The organism is Blastococcus sp. HT6-30, assembly GCF_039729015.1.
Classification (GTDB): domain Bacteria; phylum Actinomycetota; class Actinomycetes; order Mycobacteriales; family Geodermatophilaceae; genus Blastococcus.
In genome coordinates, this window is the sequence record NZ_CP155792.1 from 3158270 (window position 1) to 3177524 (window position 19255).

The following is a 19255-nucleotide window of genomic DNA, read 5'->3' on the forward strand; positions in this document are numbered from 1 at the left end:
CGGCGTCGGCCGGTCCGCCCCGGCTCACTGACCCCACCCGGTCCACCACGTCGGCGGCTGGTACTCGCCGGTCGCGACCTCCTCGGGCCAGATCACCTGACGCTGGTTGTCGGGCAGCCACTGCACGAGCATGAGCGACTGCTCGCGGTTTCCCTCGAAGACCGGGTGGTGGTCTTCCTGGAACTGCCACTGCCCCAGCACACCGGTCATGTCCAGGTCCTCGAGCGAGGCGATAAGCGCATCGGCGTCGCCGATCTCGCCGGGCTCCATCCGCTCGAAGGAGTCCGCCAGAGCCATCATCGCCTCGTAGGTGTAGGTGCCGGTGTAGTTCGGAGCCTCGCCGAACTCGGCCAGGTAGCTCTCGTAGAAGTCGGCGCTCGCGTCGGTCACCGACACCTCGGGGAAGCCGTAGTGCTGACCGAAGAGCCAGGCCGCGGCTCCGTCGGTCTCGTCGTAGAAGGTCGACGAGATCTGCGACACCGCCACACCGCCCATGGGAGCCGGTTGCAGGGCTGCCCACTGCTTCGTGTACCCCGCGCTGTTGACGTGCGCGGACACCTCGACGATGAAGTCCGGGTCCGCCGCCAGGAGCCGCTGGAAGATCGGCGTGAAGTTGGTGGTCTGGACGTCGAAGAGCTCCTCTGCCACCAGTTCCAGGTTGGGGTCCTGCTCGATGTGGTCCCGCATGATCTGGCGGACCTCTTCGGTCCACGTGGCGTCCTCGCTGAAGATCGCGATGCGTTCCACCCCGTACGTCGGCTGGAGATGGTCCGAGACGAAGCTCATGATCGACTCCGGAATCTCCGCGCTGTTGTGCATGAAGCGGAACCAGTACTTGTAGTCGTCGTAGTTCTCGCTGACCATGTCGGCGAGCTCGGTCGTCGCGGAACCGGTGTTGAGGAACGGGACCTGGACCCGCGCGAGGTGGTCCATGATCGCGAAGCTCGAACCCGAACTGCGGATGCCCACCGCTGCCGCCACCTGGTCGGACTGACCGAGCCGCTGGTAGGCCGCGACCGCCTCCTGTGGGTTCAGCTCCGTGTCGCGCACCACGAGCTCGAAGTCCCGGCCGTGCACGCCCCCGTCCGAGTTGATCCGCTCGGCGGCGAGCTCGGCGGCGTTGACGATGCTCTCGCCGGCCGGGCTGCCGAGGTCGGACAGGACGCCGATCCTGATGGGCCCGCTCTCGTCTCCGCCGCCGGCAGAGCCGCCACCCCCACAGGCGGCGAGGAAGGACACGGCCACGACGCCGGCGGCGAGGCGGCGCCTCCTGCGTGGGATGAGTCGGCTCACAGTCGTTGCACCTCGATGCTTCCGGCGGCTCGATGAGCCTGCCCCCCATACGAACGGTCGTCAGCAACCTAGGGACTGTGAGGCACGACACGCAACCTCTTCGTCGCCCTCACGGCAGGCCGACCTGGCACGCAGCGGGGAGTGGCCCGGCGTATCCAGGTGTGGCCTGGCACGAAAGCCCTCGTCAGGGGCGAGCCGATGGGGGCGCCCGGCGGGTGGCCGTTCGCGTATCACAGTTTGGTCACGCAGTTTCCGGGCGCTGGACGCGGTCGGCGCCTCCGGCGCCGGGCCCGGCCGGGGCGGGGCGGGGCGGGCCGTTCCAACTTCTGCCGCGGCCGAACGAAGACACGACCATCCGACGTGTGCTTGTGTGACCCGACGAAGCAATCCGCAGTCCCGGAGGTCACCCGATGAGTGAATCGCTCGAAGCACACGCCGTGACGCCCGCCACTCCGTTGGCGGGCCGCGTCGCCGTGGTGACCGGCTCCTCCGCAGGGATCGGCAAGGCAATCGCCCGTCGGCTGGCGGTCGCGGGAGCCAGCGTGATCGTGAACAGCCGGTCGGAGGAGCGCGCCGAGGCCTGCGCCGAGGAGTTCCGCGCGCAGGGATTGACCGTGACGCCGGTGGCCGCCGACGTCGCCGAGCCCGAGCAGATCGGCCGACTGGTCGAGGAAGCGACGGCCGTCCACGGGCGGCTGGACATCCTGGTCAACAACGCCGGGATCCCGTCCGTCGCACCGGCGAGTGAACTGTCCGCGAGGGACTGGAACGCGGTACTGAGCACGAACCTCACCGCGCCGTTCCTGCTCGCGCAGGCCGCTTACCCCACCATGGCCGCTCAGGGGCAAGGGGTGATCGTCAACATCTCGTCGATCCTCGGGCACACCGCCATCCGCGGGCGGGTGGCGTACTGCTCGGCCAAACACGGTCTGGAAGGCCTGACCAAGGTGCTGGCGGTGGAATGGGCGCCGGCCGGTGTGCGGGTGCTCGCGGTCAGCCCCGCCTACGTCTCCACCGCCCTCGTGGAGAAGACGATGGCCGCCGGAGGCTTCGACGCGAGTGCGCTGGAGCGCCGAACGCCACTCGGGCGACTGGCGACGCCCGAGGAGGTCGCCGAGGTGATCGCGTTCGTGGTGTCGCCCGCCGCCGCGTACCTGACCGGCGTCAGCGTGCCGGTCGACGGCGGGTGGCTGGCCTACGGCGGCTGGTGACCGCGGCGACGCGGAAGGGCCCCGCAGATCTTGCGATCCGCGGGGCCCTTCCGTCACTGCCTAGCCAGGGGTTCAGCCCCGCCAGTCGTACTCCTCGAGGCGCACGGCCTCGCCGGTGCCCTGCCCGAAGACGTCGGGGCTGTAGTACTGCCCGTCCTCGTAGCCGGCCATCGTGTAGACGGCGGCGCGCGCCTCCTCGGTCGGCTCGACCGTGATGTTCCGGTAGCGGCTGATGCCCGTACCCGCCGGGATCAGCTTTCCGATGATCACGTTCTCCTTGAGCCCGAGCAGGCTGTCGCTCTTGCCCTGGATGGCGGCGTCGGTGAGGACCTTGGTCGTCTCCTGGAAGGAGGCGGCCGACAGCCACGACTCGGTCGCGAGCGAGGCCTTGGTGATGCCCATGAGCACCGGACGGGCCGAGGCCGGCTCGCCGCCCTCGGCGACGACGCGACGGTTCTCGGTCTCGAACAGCGTCCGCTCGACCAGCGCACCCGGGAGGAACTCCGTCGCCCCCGAGTCGATGATGGTCACCCGCTTCAGCATCTGGCGGATGATCACCTCGATGTGCTTGTCGTGGATCGACACACCCTGCGACCGGTAGACCTCCTGGACCTCGCGGACCAGGTGCAGCTGCACCTCGCGCGGGCCCATGATCCGCAGCACCTCGTGCGGGTCGACCGCACCTTCGGTGAGCTGTTCGCCGACCTCGACGTGGGCGCCGTCCTCGACCCGCAGCCGCGACCGGCGCGACAGCTTGTCGTAGACGACCTCGTCGGAGCCGTCGTCCGGGGTGATGGTGAGCTTCCGGAACTGCTCGCCGTCCTCGATCCGCACGGTGCCGGCCAGCTCGGCGATGGGCGCCTTCCCCTTGGGGACACGGGCCTCGAAGAGCTCCACCACACGCGGCAGACCGTGGGTGATGTCCTCACCCGCGACACCACCGGTGTGGAAGGTGCGCATCGTCAGCTGGGTGCCGGGCTCACCGATCGACTGGGCGGCGATGATGCCGACCGCCTCACCGACGTCCACCAGCTTGCCGGTCGCCAGCGAGCGGCCGTAGCAGGTGGCGCAGGTGCCCAGCAGCGACTCGCAGGTGAGCACGCAGCGGACCTTGACCTCGGACACCTGCGCGTCGATCAGCGTCTGGATCAGGACGTCACCCAGGTCGGCGTTCGCCGGGGCGATGACCGTCCCGTCCTCGGCCACCACGTCGGCGGCCAGGGCGCGGGCGTAGACGCTGGTCTCCACGTGGGCGTCACGCGTCACCACACCGTCGACGACGGTGCCGATCGGCATGAGCACGCCGCGGTCGGTGCCGCAGTCCTCCTCGCGGATGATGACGTCCTGCGAGACGTCGACCAGACGACGGGTGAGGTACCCGGAGTCCGCGGTCCGCAGGGCGGTGTCCGCCAGACCCTTGCGGGCACCGTGCGTGGAGATGAAGTACTCCAGCACCGACAGACCCTCCCGGAAGTTGGCCTTGATCGGCCGCGGGATGATCTCGCCCTTCGGGTTGGCGACCAGACCACGCATACCGGCGATCTGGCTGATCTGCATCATGTTGCCTCGGGCGCCCGAGTTGACCATGACCCAGACCGGGTTGGTGGTCGGGAAGTTGTCCACCATCGCCTGGGAGACCTCGGCCCGCGCGCGGGTCCAGATCTCGATCAGCTCGCCACGACGCTCGGCATCGGTGATGACGCCGCGCTCGTACTGGCGCTCGATCTTGGCGGCCTCGGCCTCGTGCCGGTCCAGGATCTCGCGCTTGGCCGGCGGGGTCACCACGTCGTCGATGGCGATCGTGATGCCCGCGCGGGTGGCCCAGTGGAACCCGGCCGACTTGAGGGCGTCCAACGTCGCCGCGACCTGCACCTTGGGGTAGCGCTCGGCGAGGTCGTTGACGATCGCCCCGAGCTCCTTCTTCGGCACCTGGTAGTTGACGAAGCGGTAGTCCTCGGGCAGCGCCTCGTTGAACAGCACCCGGCCCAGGCTGGTGAGCACGCGCGCGGGGGCGCCCGGCGTCCAGTCCTCCGGCTGCTCCCACGGCTCGTTGACCGCACCGTTGTCGACGCCGTAGACCTCGTCCAGGCGGATCCAGGCCCGCTCCTGCAACGCCAGATCGCCCAGGTCGTAGGCCATGACCGCCTCGGCCGCCGACGAGAAGGATCGCGGCTGACCACCGTCGGCCTCCAGCGGCGAGGCCACCAGGGTCGTGAGGTGGTACAGCCCGAGCACCATGTCCTGCGTCGGCGCGGTGATCGGGCGACCGTCGGCCGGGCTGAGGATGTTGTTGCTCGACAGCATCAGGATCCGGGCCTCGGCCTGGGCCTCGGCCGACAGCGGCAGGTGCACCGCCATCTGGTCACCGTCGAAGTCCGCGTTGAACGCGGTGCAGACCAGCGGGTGGATCTGGATGGCCTTGCCCTCGACCAGCTGGGGCTCGAAGGCCTGGATGCCCAGACGGTGCAGCGTGGGCGCACGGTTCAGCAGCACCGGGTGCTCGGTGATGACCTCCTCCAGCACGTCCCACACGACCGGCCGCGCGCGCTCGACCATCCGCTTGGCGGACTTGATGTTCTGCGCGTGGTTGAGGTCGACCAGCCGCTTCATGACGAAGGGCTTGAACAGCTCCAGCGCCATCTGCTTGGGCAGGCCGCACTGGTGGAGCTTGAGCTGCGGGCCGACGACGATGACCGAACGGCCCGAGTAGTCGACGCGCTTGCCGAGCAGGTTCTGGCGGAACCGGCCCTGCTTGCCCTTGAGCAGGTCGCTCAGGGACTTCAGGGGGCGGTTGCCCGGACCGGTGACCGGCCGGCCACGACGGCCGTTGTCGAACAGCGCGTCCACGGACTCCTGGAGCATCCGCTTCTCGTTGTTCACGATGATCTCGGGGGCGCCGAGGTCCAGCAGACGCTTGAGCCGGTTGTTCCGGTTGATCACGCGGCGGTACAGATCGTTCATGTCGCTGGTGGCGAAGCGGCCACCGTCGAGCTGCACCATCGGGCGCAGGTCCGGCGGGATGACCGGGACGCAGTCCAGCACCATGCCCATGGGCGAGTTGCGGGTCTGCTGGAACGCCGCGACGACCTTCAGCCGCTTGAGGGCCCGCAGCTTGCGCTGGCCCTTGCCGCTGCGGATGGTCTCGCGCAGGGAGACGGCCTCGGCGTCGAGGTCGAAGCCGGCGAGCAGCTTCTGCAGCGCCGCGGCGCCCATGCCGCCCTCGAAGTACTCACCGAAGCGGTCGCGCAGCTCGCGGTAGAGGCCCTCGTCGGCGATGAGCTGCTTGACCTCGAGCTTGCGGAAGGTGTCCATCACCTCGTCGAGGCGGTCGATCTCCCGCTGGGCGCGGTCGCGCAGCTGGCGCATCTCGCGCTCGCCGCCCTCGCGCACCTTGCGGCGCACGTCGGACTTGGCACCCTCGGCCTCGAGCTCGGCGAGGTCCGCCTCCAGCTTCTGCTGGCGGCCCTCGACGTCGGCGTCACGCCGGCCCTCGAGGTTGGACTTCTCGGCGCTGATCTCGGCCTCGATGGTCGGGAGGTCGCGGTGCCGCGCCTCGTCGTCGACCGAGGTGATCATGTAGGCCGCGAAGTAGATGATCTTCTCGAGGTCCTTGGGGGCCAGGTCGAGCAGGTACCCCAGCCGCGAGGGGACGCCCTTGAAGAACCAGATGTGGGTGACCGGTGCGGCCAGCTCGATGTGGCCCATCCGCTCGCGGCGGACCTTGGCGCGGGTCACCTCGACGCCGCAGCGCTCGCAGATGATGCCCTTGAACCGGACGCGCTTGTACTTACCGCAGTAGCACTCCCAGTCCCGGGTGGGGCCGAAGATCTTCTCGCAGAAGAGACCGTCCTTCTCCGGACGCAGGGTCCGGTAGTTGATGGTCTCGGGCTTCTTCACCTCACCGTGGCTCCACTGGCGGATGTCGTCGCCGGTGGCCAACCCGATGCGGAGCTCGTCGAAGAAGTTGACGTCGAGCAAGGTGTGACCCCTTTCAGGGGCTAGTGCTTCGCTTCTATGACTTGGAGGGGGTGGCCGGCCGGCCCCGACTGCTCAGGGCCGACCGGCTACCGATCAGACGTCTTCGACGGACGACGGCTCGCGGCGGGACAGGTCGATGCCCAGCTCCTCCGCGGCCCGGAAGACCTCGTCGTCGGTGTCGCGCAGCTCGATCGCCTGCCCGTCGCCGGAGAGCACCTCGACGTTGAGGCACAGCGACTGGAGCTCCTTGAGCAACACCTTGAACGACTCCGGGATGCCCGGCTCGGGGATGTTCTCGCCCTTGACGATCGCCTCGTACACCTTGACGCGGCCGAGGATGTCGTCGGACTTGATGGTGAGCAGCTCCTGCAGCGCGTAGGCGGCGCCGTAGGCCTGCATGGCCCAGCACTCCATCTCGCCGAAGCGCTGGCCACCGAACTGCGCCTTACCACCCAGCGGCTGCTGCGTGATCATCGAGTACGGGCCGGTCGAGCGGGCGTGGATCTTGTCGTCGACCAGGTGCAGCAGCTTGAGGATGTAGACGTAGCCCACGGCGATCGGCTCGGGGAAGGGCTCCCCGGAGCGGCCGTCGAACAGCCGCGCCTTGCCCGTCTCCTTGACCATCCGCTCGCCGTCGCGGTTCGGCGTCGTCGAGCCGAGCAGGCCGATGATCTCGTCCTCGCGCGCGCCGTCGAACACCGGCGTCGCCGTGCGGGTGCCCGGCGCCGCCGACTTCGCCGCCTCCGGCAGGTTCTTCGCCCAGTCCGGCGTGCCCTCGACCTGCCAGCCCTGCTTGGCGATCCACCCGAGGTGCATCTCCAGGACCTGGCCGACGTTCATGCGGCCGGGCACGCCGAGCGGGTTCAGGACGATGTCGACCGGGGTGCCGTCCGCGAGGAACGGCATGTCCTCCTGCGGCAGGATCTTCGAGATGACGCCCTTGTTGCCGTGGCGTCCGGCGAGCTTGTCGCCGTCGGAGATCTTGCGCATCTGGGCGACGTAGACCCGGATCAGCTCGTTGACCCCGGCGGGCAGCTCGTCGCCGTCCTCGCGCGAGAACACGCGGACGCCGATGACCTTGCCCGACTCACCGTGCTTGACCTTCAGCGACGTGTCGCGGACCTCGCGGGCCTTCTCGCCGAAGATCGCGCGCAGCAGCCGCTCCTCGGGGGTCAGCTCCGTCTCGCCCTTGGGCGTGACCTTGCCGACCAGGATGTCGCCGGGGACGACCTCGGCACCGATGCGGATGATGCCGCGCTCGTCGAGATCGGCCAGCACGTCCTCGGAGACGTTCGGGATGTCCCGCGTGATCTCCTCGGCACCGAGCTTGGTGTCGCGGGCGTCGACCTCGAACTCCTCGATGTGGATCGAGGACAGGACGTCGTCCTGCACGAGGCGCTGCGACAGGATGATCGCGTCCTCGTAGTTGTGGCCCTCCCACGGCATGAAGGCGACCAGCAGGTTCTTGCCCAGCGCCATCTCGCCGTTGTCGGTGCACGGACCGTCGGCGATGACCTGGCCGACCTCCACGCGCTGGCCCTCGTCGACGACGGGGCTCTGGTTGATCGAGGTGCCCTGGTTCGAGCGGCGGAACTTCAGCAGCCGGTAGGTCTGCCGGGTCCCGTCGTCGGCCATGACGGTGACGTAGTCGGCGGTGGAGTCCTCGACGACACCGGCCTTCTCCGCCACGACCACGTCGCCGGCGTCGACGGCGGCACGCAGCTCCATGCCGGTGCCGACCAGCGGGGCCTCGCTGCGCAGCAGCGGCACCGCCTGACGCTGCATGTTCGCGCCCATGAGCGCGCGGTTGGCGTCGTCGTGCTCGAGGAACGGGATCATCGCCGTCGCCACCGAGGTCATCTGCCGCGGCGAGACGTCCATGTAGTCGACGTTCTCGGGTGCGAGGTAGTCGACCTCACCGCCCTTGGTGCGGACCAGCACCCGCTCCTCGGCGAGGCGACCCTGCGCGTCGAGCGGGCTGTTGGCCTGCGCGACGACGAAGCGGTCCTCCTCGTCGGCGGTCAGGTAGTCGATCTGGTTGGTGACGGTGCCGTACTCCACCTTGCGGTAGGGCGTCTCGATGAAGCCGAACGGGTTCACCCGGCCGAACGAGGACAGCGAGCCGATGAGGCCGATGTTCGGACCTTCCGGCGTCTCGATCGGGCACATCCGGCCGTAGTGGCTGGGGTGCACGTCGCGCACCTCCATGCCGGCCCGCTCACGCGACAGACCACCCGGGCCCAGCGCCGAGAGCCGGCGCTTGTGGGTCAGGCCCGCGAGCGGGTTGGTCTGGTCCATGAACTGGGACAGCTGGCTGGTGCCGAAGAACTCCTTGATGGAGGCGACGACCGGCCGGATGTTGATCAGGGTCTGCGGCGTGATCGCCTCGACGTCCTGGGTGGTCATCCGCTCGCGGACCACCCGCTCCATGCGGGAGAGGCCGACCCGGATCTGGTTCTGGATCAGCTCACCGACGGTGCGCAGGCGACGGTTGCCGAAGTGGTCGATGTCGTCGACGCCGTGGTCGGGCTCGCCGGCGTGGAGACGCACGACGTACTCGATGGTGGCGACGATGTCGTCCTCGGTCAGCGTGGAGGTGCTCTGCGGCACCTCGACGCCCAGCTTCTTGTTGACCTTGTACCGGCCGACCTTCGCCAGGTCGTAGCGCTTGGGGTTGAAGAACAGGTTCTCCAGGAGCGCCTGCGCCGACTCACGCGTCGGCGGCTCGCCCGGCCGCAGCTTGCGGTAGATGTCCAGCAGCGCCTCGTCCTGCCCGGCGATGTGGTCCTTCTCGAGCGTCGCCAGGACCGTGGGCGACCACTGGAAGTGCTCGCGGATGCGGTCCTCGCCCCAGCCGAGAGCCTTGAGCAGGACGGTGACCGGCTGGCGGCGCTTGCGGTCGATGCGGACGCCGACGGTGTCGCGCTTGTCGACGTCGAACTCCAGCCACGCACCGCGGCTGGGGATGACCTTGGCCGAGAAGACGTCCTTGTCCGACGTCTTGTCCAGGGACTTGTCGAAGTAGACGCCCGGGCTGCGCACGAGCTGCGAGACGACGACGCGCTCGGTCCCGTTGATGACGAACGTGCCCTTGTTCGTCATGATCGGGAAGTCGCCCATGAACACCGTCTGGCTCTTGATCTCGCCGGTGGTGTTGTTCATGAACTCGGCGGTGACGAACAGCGGCGCCGCGTATGTCATGTCCTTGTCCTTGCACTCCTCGAGCGACGCCTTGACGTCCTCGAAGCGCGGGTTGGAGAAGGACAGCGACATCGAGCCGCTGAAGTCCTCGATCGGGGAGATCTCCTCCAGGATCTCGGCCAGGCCGCCGACGGCGTCGGCCTGCTCCTCGGGCGAGAGGGTGGCGCGCCACTCGGGGCTGCCGACCAGCCAGTCGAACGACGCCGTCTGCAGCGCCAGGAGGTCGGGGACCTCGAGCGGCTCGTTGATCTTCGCGAACGACACGCGCAGCGGCGCGCCGGGGATCTTCGCCTGGTCGGCCTCGCCGGTGCGGGGGCCCGCCACGGGAGACTGGTCCTGCTGGCCGAAGGGGCCTGATTCGGTGGTGCTGGGGTTGATGCTGGTGGGGCGAGAGCCTGCCAAGATGCGTCCTTCCAAGGACCTCACGACGTGCGGGCGGTGGGCTGCGGGGTCGTCCTGGGTCGTCGTCGGTGATGGCGACGCTGTCCGAGACGGCCGCGATCGCCCGCTACGACGGTCAGCGCGGGCGACGCCGGGAGGATTCCCGGGGACCCGTCGTGACCCGTCTCGGCGGGCAGGCAGTCAGAGGGCAGCGCAACAGGAGACCCTACCCCTGGTGTCGCGCGATGTCCACGCGGGGGGACCGGTGCGACCGGCACCACAACCCTGGACGCGCGGGCCGGAACCGGCCGGCGGGGCGTGCGCCGATCTCATGATGCCAGCCGGCTCCCGTGGGTGGCACCGCCACGCCGGGGACGGCGCCCGGGAGGACCCTCCGTCAGCTGGTGGTGAGCAGCGTCAGCTCGCTGATCTTCCACTCGCCGTCGACGGTGACCATCCGCAGCTGCACCGTCTGCACGCAGGACTGCGCGCCCTCGGCGGTCACCTGGCACTCCGAGCCCTCCGGCGGCTGCTGCGCGCCGCTGTTCACCGACTCCACGACGTACTGGCCGAAGACCACGAGCGTCGCGGTGTCCTGCGCGTCGTTGATCTGCTGGAGCCCGACGTCGTTGACCTCGTAGCGCGTGGTGGCCGACACCTGCTCGTAGGTGTCGATGATCCCGCCCTGGGACAGGTCGCGTTCGTACTGCTCGCGGAGCTCGCCGGTGAGCACGGCGAGCTTGCCCTCCACGCTGCCCTCGGAGTCGGCGTAGTCGTAGGCGTAGAGGGCGCGGACGCCGTCGCCGGCGGCCTCGACCACCGACGCGTCGACGTAGCGCGGCTCCAGTCGCTGCCAGAGCAGCGTCCCCGCGCCGGCCGCGGCCACCAGGCAGAGCGCGGCCAGCACGGCGACCGGCGCCCGGCCGGACCGGCGACCCGACGGCGCCGCGCCCGTGCTCCGCGCGCCCGCGGTCCGGCGGGCCGCACCGGCCCGCCGGTGCGCGCGCAGGTCCCGGCCGGACGCCGCGTCGGCGGCGGGCGCCCCGCCGCCGCCGCTCCCGGCAGCCGCCGGCGCTTTCCGGTCGCCGAGGTCGGCGGCGGGCACGCCCTCCTCCCGGTCGCGGCGGCTTCCCGCCACCCGGGCGCGCGGGCTGGGCCGGGCGCCGGACGTGGGCCGCGGGCGGGCGGGCGGACGCGGCCGGTCCTCCGGTGTCTGGCTCACGCGTGCTCACCCTCCCCGGATGGCCGACAGCAGCCACCGGTCGTCGACCTTCGCCAGCTCGACCTCGATGCGGTACCGCAGGACCTGGGCCTGCTCGGCGGCGTTGCTCCGCTGCGTGGACTCGATGACCATCAGGGCCACCGCGTCGTCCACGTCGGCCCGGGTGATGCCGGCCCCGACCACCTCGGTGCTCACGACGGCCTCGGACTCGGTGATCTGCTGGCGGCGGGCGTCCAGCTGGGCGATCGTCTCCCGGCCCAGCTCCTCGGTCGCCACCTGCTCGATCTGCCGGATGTCGTCGTCGAGCGTGACGTGGTCGAAGGACGTCAGGTCGACGACATGCGACCGGGCCGCCTGCAGGGCGTCGACGTAGTCGCCGGTCCGGATCGCCGAGGGCTCCGGCCTGGTCAGCCACAGGACGACGGCCGCCGCGACCAGCAGGACCAGGAGCGCACCGAGCAGCGGCACCACCGGGACGGCCGGCCGGGCGCGGTCCGGGGTCCCGGCGTCGTCCTCCGCCGTGCCGCCGACCGTCGGCTCCGTGGCGGTGCGCGTGCCCGTTCCCGTCGCTGCCACGTCGGCGACGACGGTCGGGGCGCTCCCGGCCCGGTCGCCCTCGGGCGATCGGGCCCGCGTGTCACTGATCACCCGCGCATTCTCCTTCGTCATCTCGTCGGTCCGACCGGCGGCGGGCGGTGTGTCAACCCTTCGGGGTGGGCGGTCAGGCGGTGGTGCGGGAGAAGGGGCTGGCGTGCAGCAGGCCCCCGAGCAGCTCGTCGAGGCCGGCGAGCACCGGCGGCCGGGTGGCCCCGCCGGCCTGCGGCCCGGAGCCGCCCACGCCACCGGAGCGGCCGATGTTCTGCTCGCCGCGGATGCTGGAGCCGGTCTCGTCCTCGTCGTCGCCCGGGCTCGGGTCGACCCCGTCCACCACCCGGCACCGGACGGCCTCGGTGTCCAGGGCCTGGACGGCGCCCGGGCTGGAGAGCTCACCGGTGGAGACGTATCCGCTGGTGCAGGGGTGCGGATCGCCGGCGTTGAGCACGACGCCGAAGTGCGCGCGCATCGTGCCGCCGTCGTTGCGGACGACGGTGAAGCCGCCGGAGACCACGTCCGGATAGGTCACCAGGAGCTGCTCGACGCCGTCGAGCCGGGGGATCGTGACCCCGTTGAGGACGTCCAGGTTGCGGATCAGCGGCCCGAGCCCGGGGCCGGCCTGGTCGATCAGCCGCTGCAGGGCGTCGCCGGCGTCGGGAGCGTTGACCAGCAGGCTGCGCAGATCGGCGTCGCTGCGCACCAGGGTGTCGCTGACCAGGCGCAGGTCGGCCGCCCACTGCTCGATGGCCGAGCGGCCGTCGATCTGGGTCCGCAGCACCGTCTGGCCGTCGGTGATCAGCCGCAGGGTCTGCGGCAGCGACTCCTGGGCGCGGGCGAGCAGCAGGTCGCCGTTGTCGATGAGCCGGCCCAGGTCGTCGCCCGCCCCGGCGAAGGCGCGCCCCAGCTCGTCGACGACGATCCGCAGGTTCTCCTCGTCCAGGGAGCCGACCAGCTCGTCGACGTCGAGCAGCAGCTGCTCGACGGGCACGGGGAGGGACGTGCGGTCCTGCGGGATGACCGCGCCGTCCTCGAGGAAGGGCCCCTCCTCGTCATCGGGCAGGAGGTTGATGTACTGCTCCCCCACCGCGCTGCGGGTGGCCACCACCGCCGCGGTGTCCGCGGGGATGGGCTCGGCGTCGGGCTCGATGGTCAGCGTCACCCGGACGCCGTCGTCGACGAGCGCCATGTCGCTCACCCGGCCCACGGAGACCCCGCGGTAGGTGACGTCGGCGTTGACGAAGATGCCGCCGGAGTCGCGGAAGTCGGCGGCCACCTCGTAGCCGGTGCCGAGCAGCAGGCGGTCCAGGCCCACGTACGTGAACCCGAGGTAGGCCATGCCCAGGACGGCGACCATCGCGAACGCGACCAGCTGCAGCTTCGTGGTGCGGGGAATCACGGCCGGCCTCCCAGCAGGTCGGGCAGACCGACGAGGCCGCCCGGACCGGGCACCCGGCCGACGATCTCCTCGGGCAGCAGCGCCCCGAGCCCGGGCGGCTGCCCGGAGTCCGCGGCGGCCGCGCCGCCGGCCCCGTTGCCCGGTGGGGTGCCCGGGACCCCGCACCGGTCACCGGAGAAGTCCTCGGGCGCCTGCTCCTCGAGGGCGCCGGTGGACGGGTCCACGAAGTAGCGGCAGAGGACCTCGGTGAGGTCCAGGTCGAGGCTGGCGGTCATGTTCGTGAACAGCCCGTAGCCACCGGTCCGCAGGTCCTGCCGGTAGTTCAGCGCCGGCAGCGAGCTGGCCGGGAACGGGTAGGTCAGCAGCAGGTCCAGCGAGCCGGCGAGGTCGGGGCCGGCGGCGGTCAGCTGGGCGAGGATGGGCTGGAGCAGCTGCAGGTCGGCGACGGTGTCCGCCGCGGCCTGGTCGATGATCCGGGCGCCGACGTCGCCGAGCCGGGCGAGGCTGTCGAGCATCGAGACCAGCAGGTCGCGCTGCTGGTTCACCACGTCCAGGCCCGGGCCGATGGTGTCCAGCGCCGTCTCGATGGTCTCCGTGCGCTCGGCCAGGCTGACGGCGAGGGCATCGACGCTGTCCAGGGCGCGGCCGATCTCGTCCTTCTGCTGGTCCAGGCCGCCGATGAACGTGTCCAGCTCCTCCAGGGTGCTGCGGATCGCCGACTCGCGACCCTCGAGCGCGACGCCGAGTTCCCGGGTGATCGTCTGCAGCTGGGCGAGCCCGCCACCACCCAGCACCAGGGACAGCGCGCCGAGCAGCTCCTCCACCTCGACGTTGCGGTTGGTGCGGTCCAGCCCGATCCGCGCACCGTCCGCCAGGCTGCCGTCGGGCTGCTCGTTGCCCGGGGGCGCCAGCTCGACGAACTTCTCCCCCAGCAGCGAGGTCTGCTGGATCATCGCCACGGCGTTGGCGGGCAGCTCGACGTCGCCGTTGACCGAGAGGGTCACCAGCGCGGTCCAGTCGTCGGCCAGCTCGATCTCCTCGACCCGGCCGACCGGCACGTCGGCGACCCGGACGCCCGACTGGGGCACCAGGTCCAGCACGTCGAGGAACTCCACCTGCACCGTGTACGGCTCGTCGCCGAGGTCGGCGCCGCCGGGAAGGCCGAAGGAGTACGCGCCGCGGAAGCCGCAGCCGGTCAGCAGCACCAGGGCGCCGGCCAGGGCGGTCGCCCGCACCGGGGCCCGGGTCATCCCTGCCCTCCTGGGACGGGGGGCAGGCCGATGAGCGAGCCGCCGGTGCGGCCGCCGGCCCAGCCGCCGCCGAACAGCGCGGTGAGCAGCTCCTGCAGGTCGGGGACCCCGTTGCCGTCGGCGTCGTCCAGGGCGCCGTCGGCGTTCGCGTCCCCGGACAGCAGCCGGGTGCAGATCTGCTCGATCGGCGGCAGCTGGAGGCCCTGGCTCAGCGGGTCGGTGAGCACGTCGGGGACCAGGTCGAGGTCGGCGCGTAGCCGCCCGGTCGCGCCCAGGAGCTGGCAGACGATGATCTCGGGGCTCGTGGCACCCACGGAGTTGTCCCGGGTGTCCAGCGTCCCGTAGTCGGGGTTGTAGGCGTGCGCCAGGTTGCCCAGGGCCGCCGGTGCCACGTCCAGCACCTCCGCCAGCGCGTCCCGCTGCTGGACCAGGGCCACCGTGACCTCGGCCAGCCGGTCGACGTTGGTGCGCAGCAGGTCGGTGTTGTCCTGCACGAAGCCGGCGACCTCCCCCAGCGCCTGGGACAGCAGCTGGACGGCCGTGGCCAGGTCCTCCCGCTCGCCCTCCAGCAGGTCCGCGACGGCCGCGAGGTCCTGGTTGAACTGGCCGACCTGGGCGTCGATGGTGGCCAGCGCGCTGGTGAAGGTCTGCAGGTTCTGCACCGAGTCGAACAGCCCGTCACGGTTGTCCGCCAGCGTCTCCACGGCCTGCGAGAACCCGGTCAGCGTGCGGTTGAGGTCGTCCCCGGTGCCGCCGAGGTTGGCCGCTCCGACGTCGACGAGATCCGACAGCGCACCGTTCCGGTTGGCGCCCGTGGGGCCGAGCGCCGCGGACAGCTCGTCCAGGGCCCCGTACACGGCGTCGAGCTCCACCGGCGTCGCCGTCCGCTCCACCGGCACCTCGGCGCCGTCCTGCATGGTGGGGCCGCCGTCGTAGACGGGGGCGAACTGCACGTACCGGTCGGAGACCAGCGACGGCGCCAGCACGACGGCGTCGGCGTCGGCCGGGATGTCGTAGTCCTCGTCGATCTCCATCTCCACGCGCACCCGGTCGCCCTGCGGGCGGACGTCGGTGATCTGGCCGACGTCGATGCCGAGGATCCGGACGTCGGACCCCGGGTAGAGGCCGACCGTCTGCGAGAACCAGGCAGTCACCCGGTAGTGGTCGGCGGGCTTGAGCACCGTCCAGCCCAGGGCGCCGACGAGGACCAGCGCAGCGGCCAGCGCGATCCCGCGTTGCAGCGAGCCGCTCATCAGTTGCCCTCCTGGCAGGACACCGGCAGGCCGACGACGCCGGGCCCGCCGCAGACGATGCTGCCGACCACGCCGGGCAGCAGGTTGTCGACGAAGCTGTCGAACCACCGGCCGTTGCCCAGTGTGTTGGTGAACAGCCGGACGAACGGTGCGAGGTTGTCGACGGTCTGGGCGAGGTTCGCCCGGTTGCGCGCCAGGATGTCGGTCACCCGCGACAGCTGCTGCAGCGCCGGCGTGAGCGCCTCGCGGTTGTCGGCCACCAGCCCGGAGAGCTGGGTGGACAGCTGCTGGGTGCTGGTCAGGACCGAGTCGATCAGCCGGCGGCGCTCCTGCACCTCGGTGAGGAGCGTGTTCGAGTCCAGGATCAGTCGGGTGAACTCACCGTTGCGGTCGGCCAGCACGTCGGTCACCGTCCGGGTGGCCGACAGCAGCTCCCGCAGCTGGGCGTCCCGCGAGGCGATGGTGTCCGACAACCGGGCCAGGCCCTGGAGAGAGGCGCGGACCTCGTCGGGCGTCTCGGCGAAGGTCTCGGCGAGCACCTCGAAGGAGCCGGCCAGCTGCGCGGTGTCCAGGTCCTCCACGGTCGTGGAGAGGTCGGCGAAGGCCTCGACGACGTCGTAGGGCGACGCCGTCCGGTCCAACGGGATCCGCTGGTCGGGGTCGAGTTCGGTGGCGCCGCGGGGCACCAGGGCCAGGTACTTCGCGCCCAGCACCGTCTCGATCTTGATGGCCGCCTCCGACCGGTCACCCACGAAGGCGTCCTCCACCCGGAACTCGACCGTGACCGCGCCGTCCTCGAGCGACAGCTCCTCGACGCTGCCGACCTTCACCCCGGCCACGCGCACCGGGTCGCCGGGCTGCAGGCCCGCCGCCTCGGAGAACTGCGCCCGGTGGACGGTGCCGCCGCCGATCAGCGGCAGGGACTGCGCGTTGAACGCCAGGAGGACCAGCGCGGTGATCACCGCGAGGCTGACCGCGCCGACCGTCACCGGGTTCCGGTCGCGGAAGGGACGGGACCGGCGGGCCATCAGCTGCACCCCCGCTCACCGTTGCGCAGGCCCCCGGTGGGCAGCTCGACGGCGTTCTCGGTGCCGTCGGGGTTGCTGACCGGCAGGACGACGTTGCCCGAGGCCCCGCACAGGTAGAAGTTGAACCAGCTGCCGTTCACCGCCGTGCGGGTGACCAGGTCGAGCTTCGTGGGTGCGAGCTGCAGGAAGTTCTCGAGGACGTCACCGCTGTCGGCCAGGTTCGTCGACAGCCGGCCGAGGCCCTGGATGTCGGCGGCCAGCGGGGCCCGGACGTCGACCAGCAGCTCGGTGGTCGCCCGGGCCAGCCCGTCGATGGTCGACAGCGAGTCGAAGATGGCTTCGCTGTCGGCGGCCAGGCCGGTCACGAACTGCTGCAGGCTCACGACGAGCCCCGACAGCTGCTCGTCCCGGGCCGCGACGCTGCCGAGCACGGTGGTCAGGTTCTCGATCACGCTGCCGATCACGGCGTCCTTGTCCGCGAGCGAGCCGCTCAGCGACGCGATGTGCGACAGCAGGCTCTGCACGGTGCCGCCCTCGCCCTGGAACACCTGGATGATCTCGAAGGACAGCCGGTTCATGTCCGCCGGCGACAGGGCCCGCAGCAGGGGCTGGAAACCGCCGAAGAGGGTGGTCAGGTCCAAGGCCGGCGTCGTCCGGGCCAGCGGGATGAGCGCGTCCTCCTCGAGGGTGCGACCGGCCGAGCCGTCACCCTCCTCCAGCGCGATGTACCGCTGCCCCACCAGGTTCCGGTAGCGGATGGTCGCCTCGACACCGGCCGGCAACGGCACGTCGGCGCTGACCTCCAGCGCCACCTCCGCGACCGGGTGGTCGGTCGCCTCGGCCAGCCCGATGCCGGTCACCTGGCCCACCCGGACGCCGGCGATGCGCACCTCGTCGCCCTCCACCAGGCCGGCCACGTCGGTGAACTGGGCGCGGTACGCCAGCTGCTCGCCGTACCCGGCGTTGGTGATGGTGCTGATCAGCACGTAGCTGGCCAGCACGGTGACCAGCCCGAACACCAGCAGCTTGGTGAGCGGGGCCGCCAGCCCGCGCAGCGCGCCCCTCATCGGAGCGCCACCTGGGTCCCGCGCAGCAGCGGCGCCATCGAGGAGGCGGCGAGGTCGGAGATCTCGGTCGGCTCGGTCCCGGTCTGGTAGGCGAGGATGCTGCGCACGAAGTCCAGCTCCGCTGTCGATCCGGCGAGGTCGTAGGGCAGGGACCTGCCCGCCGTCGGGTTGGGCTCCCCCGCGCCCTCGGGCACGTCGTCGGGGCCATGGCCGCCCAGGCAGACCGGGTTGCCCGAGAACGGGTTGTCGGGCGAGTCGACGCCGTCCTCCGGGGGTGTCGGGCAGTAGTACTCGCCGCGCTCGGCCGCCCGGATGAGGCCGTCGATGTCGTCGAGGCCCTGGCAGTCCGGACCGCTCCGGTCCAGGTACGCCGGCTGGTCACCGGGCACGTAGGGGTTGCGCGGCGGCAGGGTGACCACGATGTTCAGGTTCAGCGCGGGGTCGCCGTCGGCGCCGAACGCCTCGCTGATCATCGGGTTGAACCGGGTGAGGCCGTCGAGCAGGCACGGGTAGACCGGCGAGTACTCGGCGAAGACGCCCAGCACCGGCCGGGAGGTCTCGGCGAGGGAGATGATGTTCCGCTCGTTGGCCTCCAGGAAGCCCGCGGTCACGTCCCCGGCCGACCGGCCCACGGTGAAGGTCCGGCGCAGCTGCTCGGACTGGTCGACCAGCGTCGTGCTGGTGACGGCCAGGTTGTCCAGCACGGCCAGCAGGTCGTCGGCGGCGGACTCGTAGGTGTCGGCGAGGTCGGCGAGCCCGGAGATGTCGGCCTGCAGCTGCGGCAGCACGGTGTTCAGCTCCCCTGCGTACTCCCCGACCGCCGCCAGGTTGGCGCCCAGCCGTTCCCCCCGGCCGCGCAGTGCGTCGGCGACCGCCCCGAGCGTGTAGGAAATGTCCTGCGGCTCCACCGCCTGCAGCAGCGGGAGCAGGTCGTCGATCACGCGCTGCAGCTCGATGGCGTTCTCGCTACGGTCCTGGCCGATGACGTCGCCGTCGGCCAGCCGCTCGGCGGTGGGCTGCTCGGGCAGCTCCAGGGAGACGAACCGCTCGCCGAACAGCGTCTTCGGCAGCAGCCGGGCGGTGACGTCGGCCGGGATCTGCTCGAGGTACTCCGGCTTGATGGCCAGCTCGATGACGGCGCCGCCCATCCCGGTGCGCACCTCCCGGACGTCGCCCACGATGACGCCGCGCACCTTGACGTCGGAGGCCTCCTGGAGCTGGTTGCCGACCGTGTCGGCCTCCAGCGTCACGCGGGCGACCTCGGTGAACGCCTTCTGGTAGGTGGCCACCGCCAGCCCGAGCAGGAGGGCCAGGACGACCAGGAAGGCCAGCCCCTGCAGCCGTCGCCGCACGACCGCACCCCGGTTGCTGTTCATTCCGC

General features: G+C 71.0%; 12 protein-coding genes. 1 reads left to right on the plus strand and 11 read right to left on the minus strand.

The window, feature by feature from the left end; genetic code table 11:
- Window positions 1-24: 24 nt before the first annotated feature.
- Window positions 25-1293, minus strand: coding sequence for an ABC transporter substrate-binding protein (locus ABC795_RS15290; protein WP_347058028.1), 1269 nt, complete (start codon window positions 1291-1293; stop codon window positions 25-27).
- A 437-nt stretch (window positions 1294-1730) separates the two neighbouring features.
- Here ABC795_RS15290 and fabG point away from each other — a divergent pair, with 437 nt between their 5' ends.
- On the plus strand, window positions 1731-2504 hold the full coding sequence (fabG, locus tag ABC795_RS15295) for a 3-oxoacyl-ACP reductase FabG (protein WP_347058029.1): 774 nt from the start codon (window positions 1731-1733) through the stop codon (window positions 2502-2504).
- Between the two features lie 72 nt (window positions 2505-2576).
- Here fabG and ABC795_RS15300 read toward each other — a convergent pair whose 3' ends face one another.
- The 10 genes from ABC795_RS15300 to ABC795_RS15345 all read right to left on the minus strand — a co-directional run bounded on the left by ABC795_RS15300 (window position 2577) and on the right by ABC795_RS15345 (window position 19250).
- Complete coding sequence (locus ABC795_RS15300; RefSeq protein WP_347058030.1) at window positions 2577-6482, minus strand: DNA-directed RNA polymerase subunit beta'; 3906 nt, start codon at window positions 6480-6482, stop codon at window positions 2577-2579.
- A 93-nt stretch (window positions 6483-6575) separates the two neighbouring features.
- Complete coding sequence (gene rpoB, locus ABC795_RS15305) at window positions 6576-9968, minus strand: DNA-directed RNA polymerase subunit beta (protein WP_347060733.1); 3393 nt, start codon at window positions 9966-9968, stop codon at window positions 6576-6578.
- Window positions 9969-10461: 493 nt separating this feature from the next.
- A complete protein-coding gene (locus ABC795_RS15310) occupies window positions 10462-11286 on the minus strand; it encodes a hypothetical protein (protein WP_347058031.1) in 825 nt (274 codons plus the stop codon).
- 6 nt (window positions 11287-11292) lie between these two features.
- Window positions 11293-11934 (minus strand): hypothetical protein, encoded by a 642-nt coding sequence (locus tag ABC795_RS15315; protein WP_347058032.1) that lies wholly within the window; start codon window positions 11932-11934, stop codon window positions 11293-11295.
- Between the two features lie 73 nt (window positions 11935-12007).
- Entirely contained in the window at window positions 12008-13276 is a 1269-nt protein-coding gene (locus ABC795_RS15320) for an MlaD family protein (RefSeq protein WP_347058033.1), read from the minus strand.
- The gene (locus ABC795_RS15325) at window positions 13273-14526 is read right to left on the minus strand and encodes an MCE family protein (RefSeq protein ID WP_347058034.1); all 1254 of its coding nucleotides are present in this window, start codon (window positions 14524-14526) and stop codon (window positions 13273-13275) included. The genes ABC795_RS15320 and ABC795_RS15325 overlap by 4 nt, the downstream gene beginning before the upstream one ends.
- Entirely contained in the window at window positions 14523-15779 is a 1257-nt protein-coding gene (locus tag ABC795_RS15330; protein WP_347058035.1) for an MCE family protein, read from the minus strand. The genes ABC795_RS15325 and ABC795_RS15330 overlap by 4 nt, the downstream gene beginning before the upstream one ends.
- Window positions 15779-16807, minus strand: a complete 1029-nt coding sequence (locus tag ABC795_RS15335) for an MCE family protein (RefSeq protein WP_347058036.1) — start codon at window positions 16805-16807, stop codon at window positions 15779-15781. The genes ABC795_RS15330 and ABC795_RS15335 overlap by 1 nt, the downstream gene beginning before the upstream one ends.
- On the minus strand, window positions 16807-17874 hold the full coding sequence (locus ABC795_RS15340; RefSeq protein ID WP_347058037.1) for an MCE family protein: 1068 nt from the start codon (window positions 17872-17874) through the stop codon (window positions 16807-16809). Before ABC795_RS15340 ends, ABC795_RS15335 begins: the two co-directional genes overlap by 1 nt.
- Window positions 17871-19250, minus strand: a complete 1380-nt coding sequence (locus ABC795_RS15345; protein WP_347058038.1) for an MCE family protein — start codon at window positions 19248-19250, stop codon at window positions 17871-17873. Before ABC795_RS15345 ends, ABC795_RS15340 begins: the two co-directional genes overlap by 4 nt.
- Window positions 19251-19255: the final 5 nt, after the last annotated feature.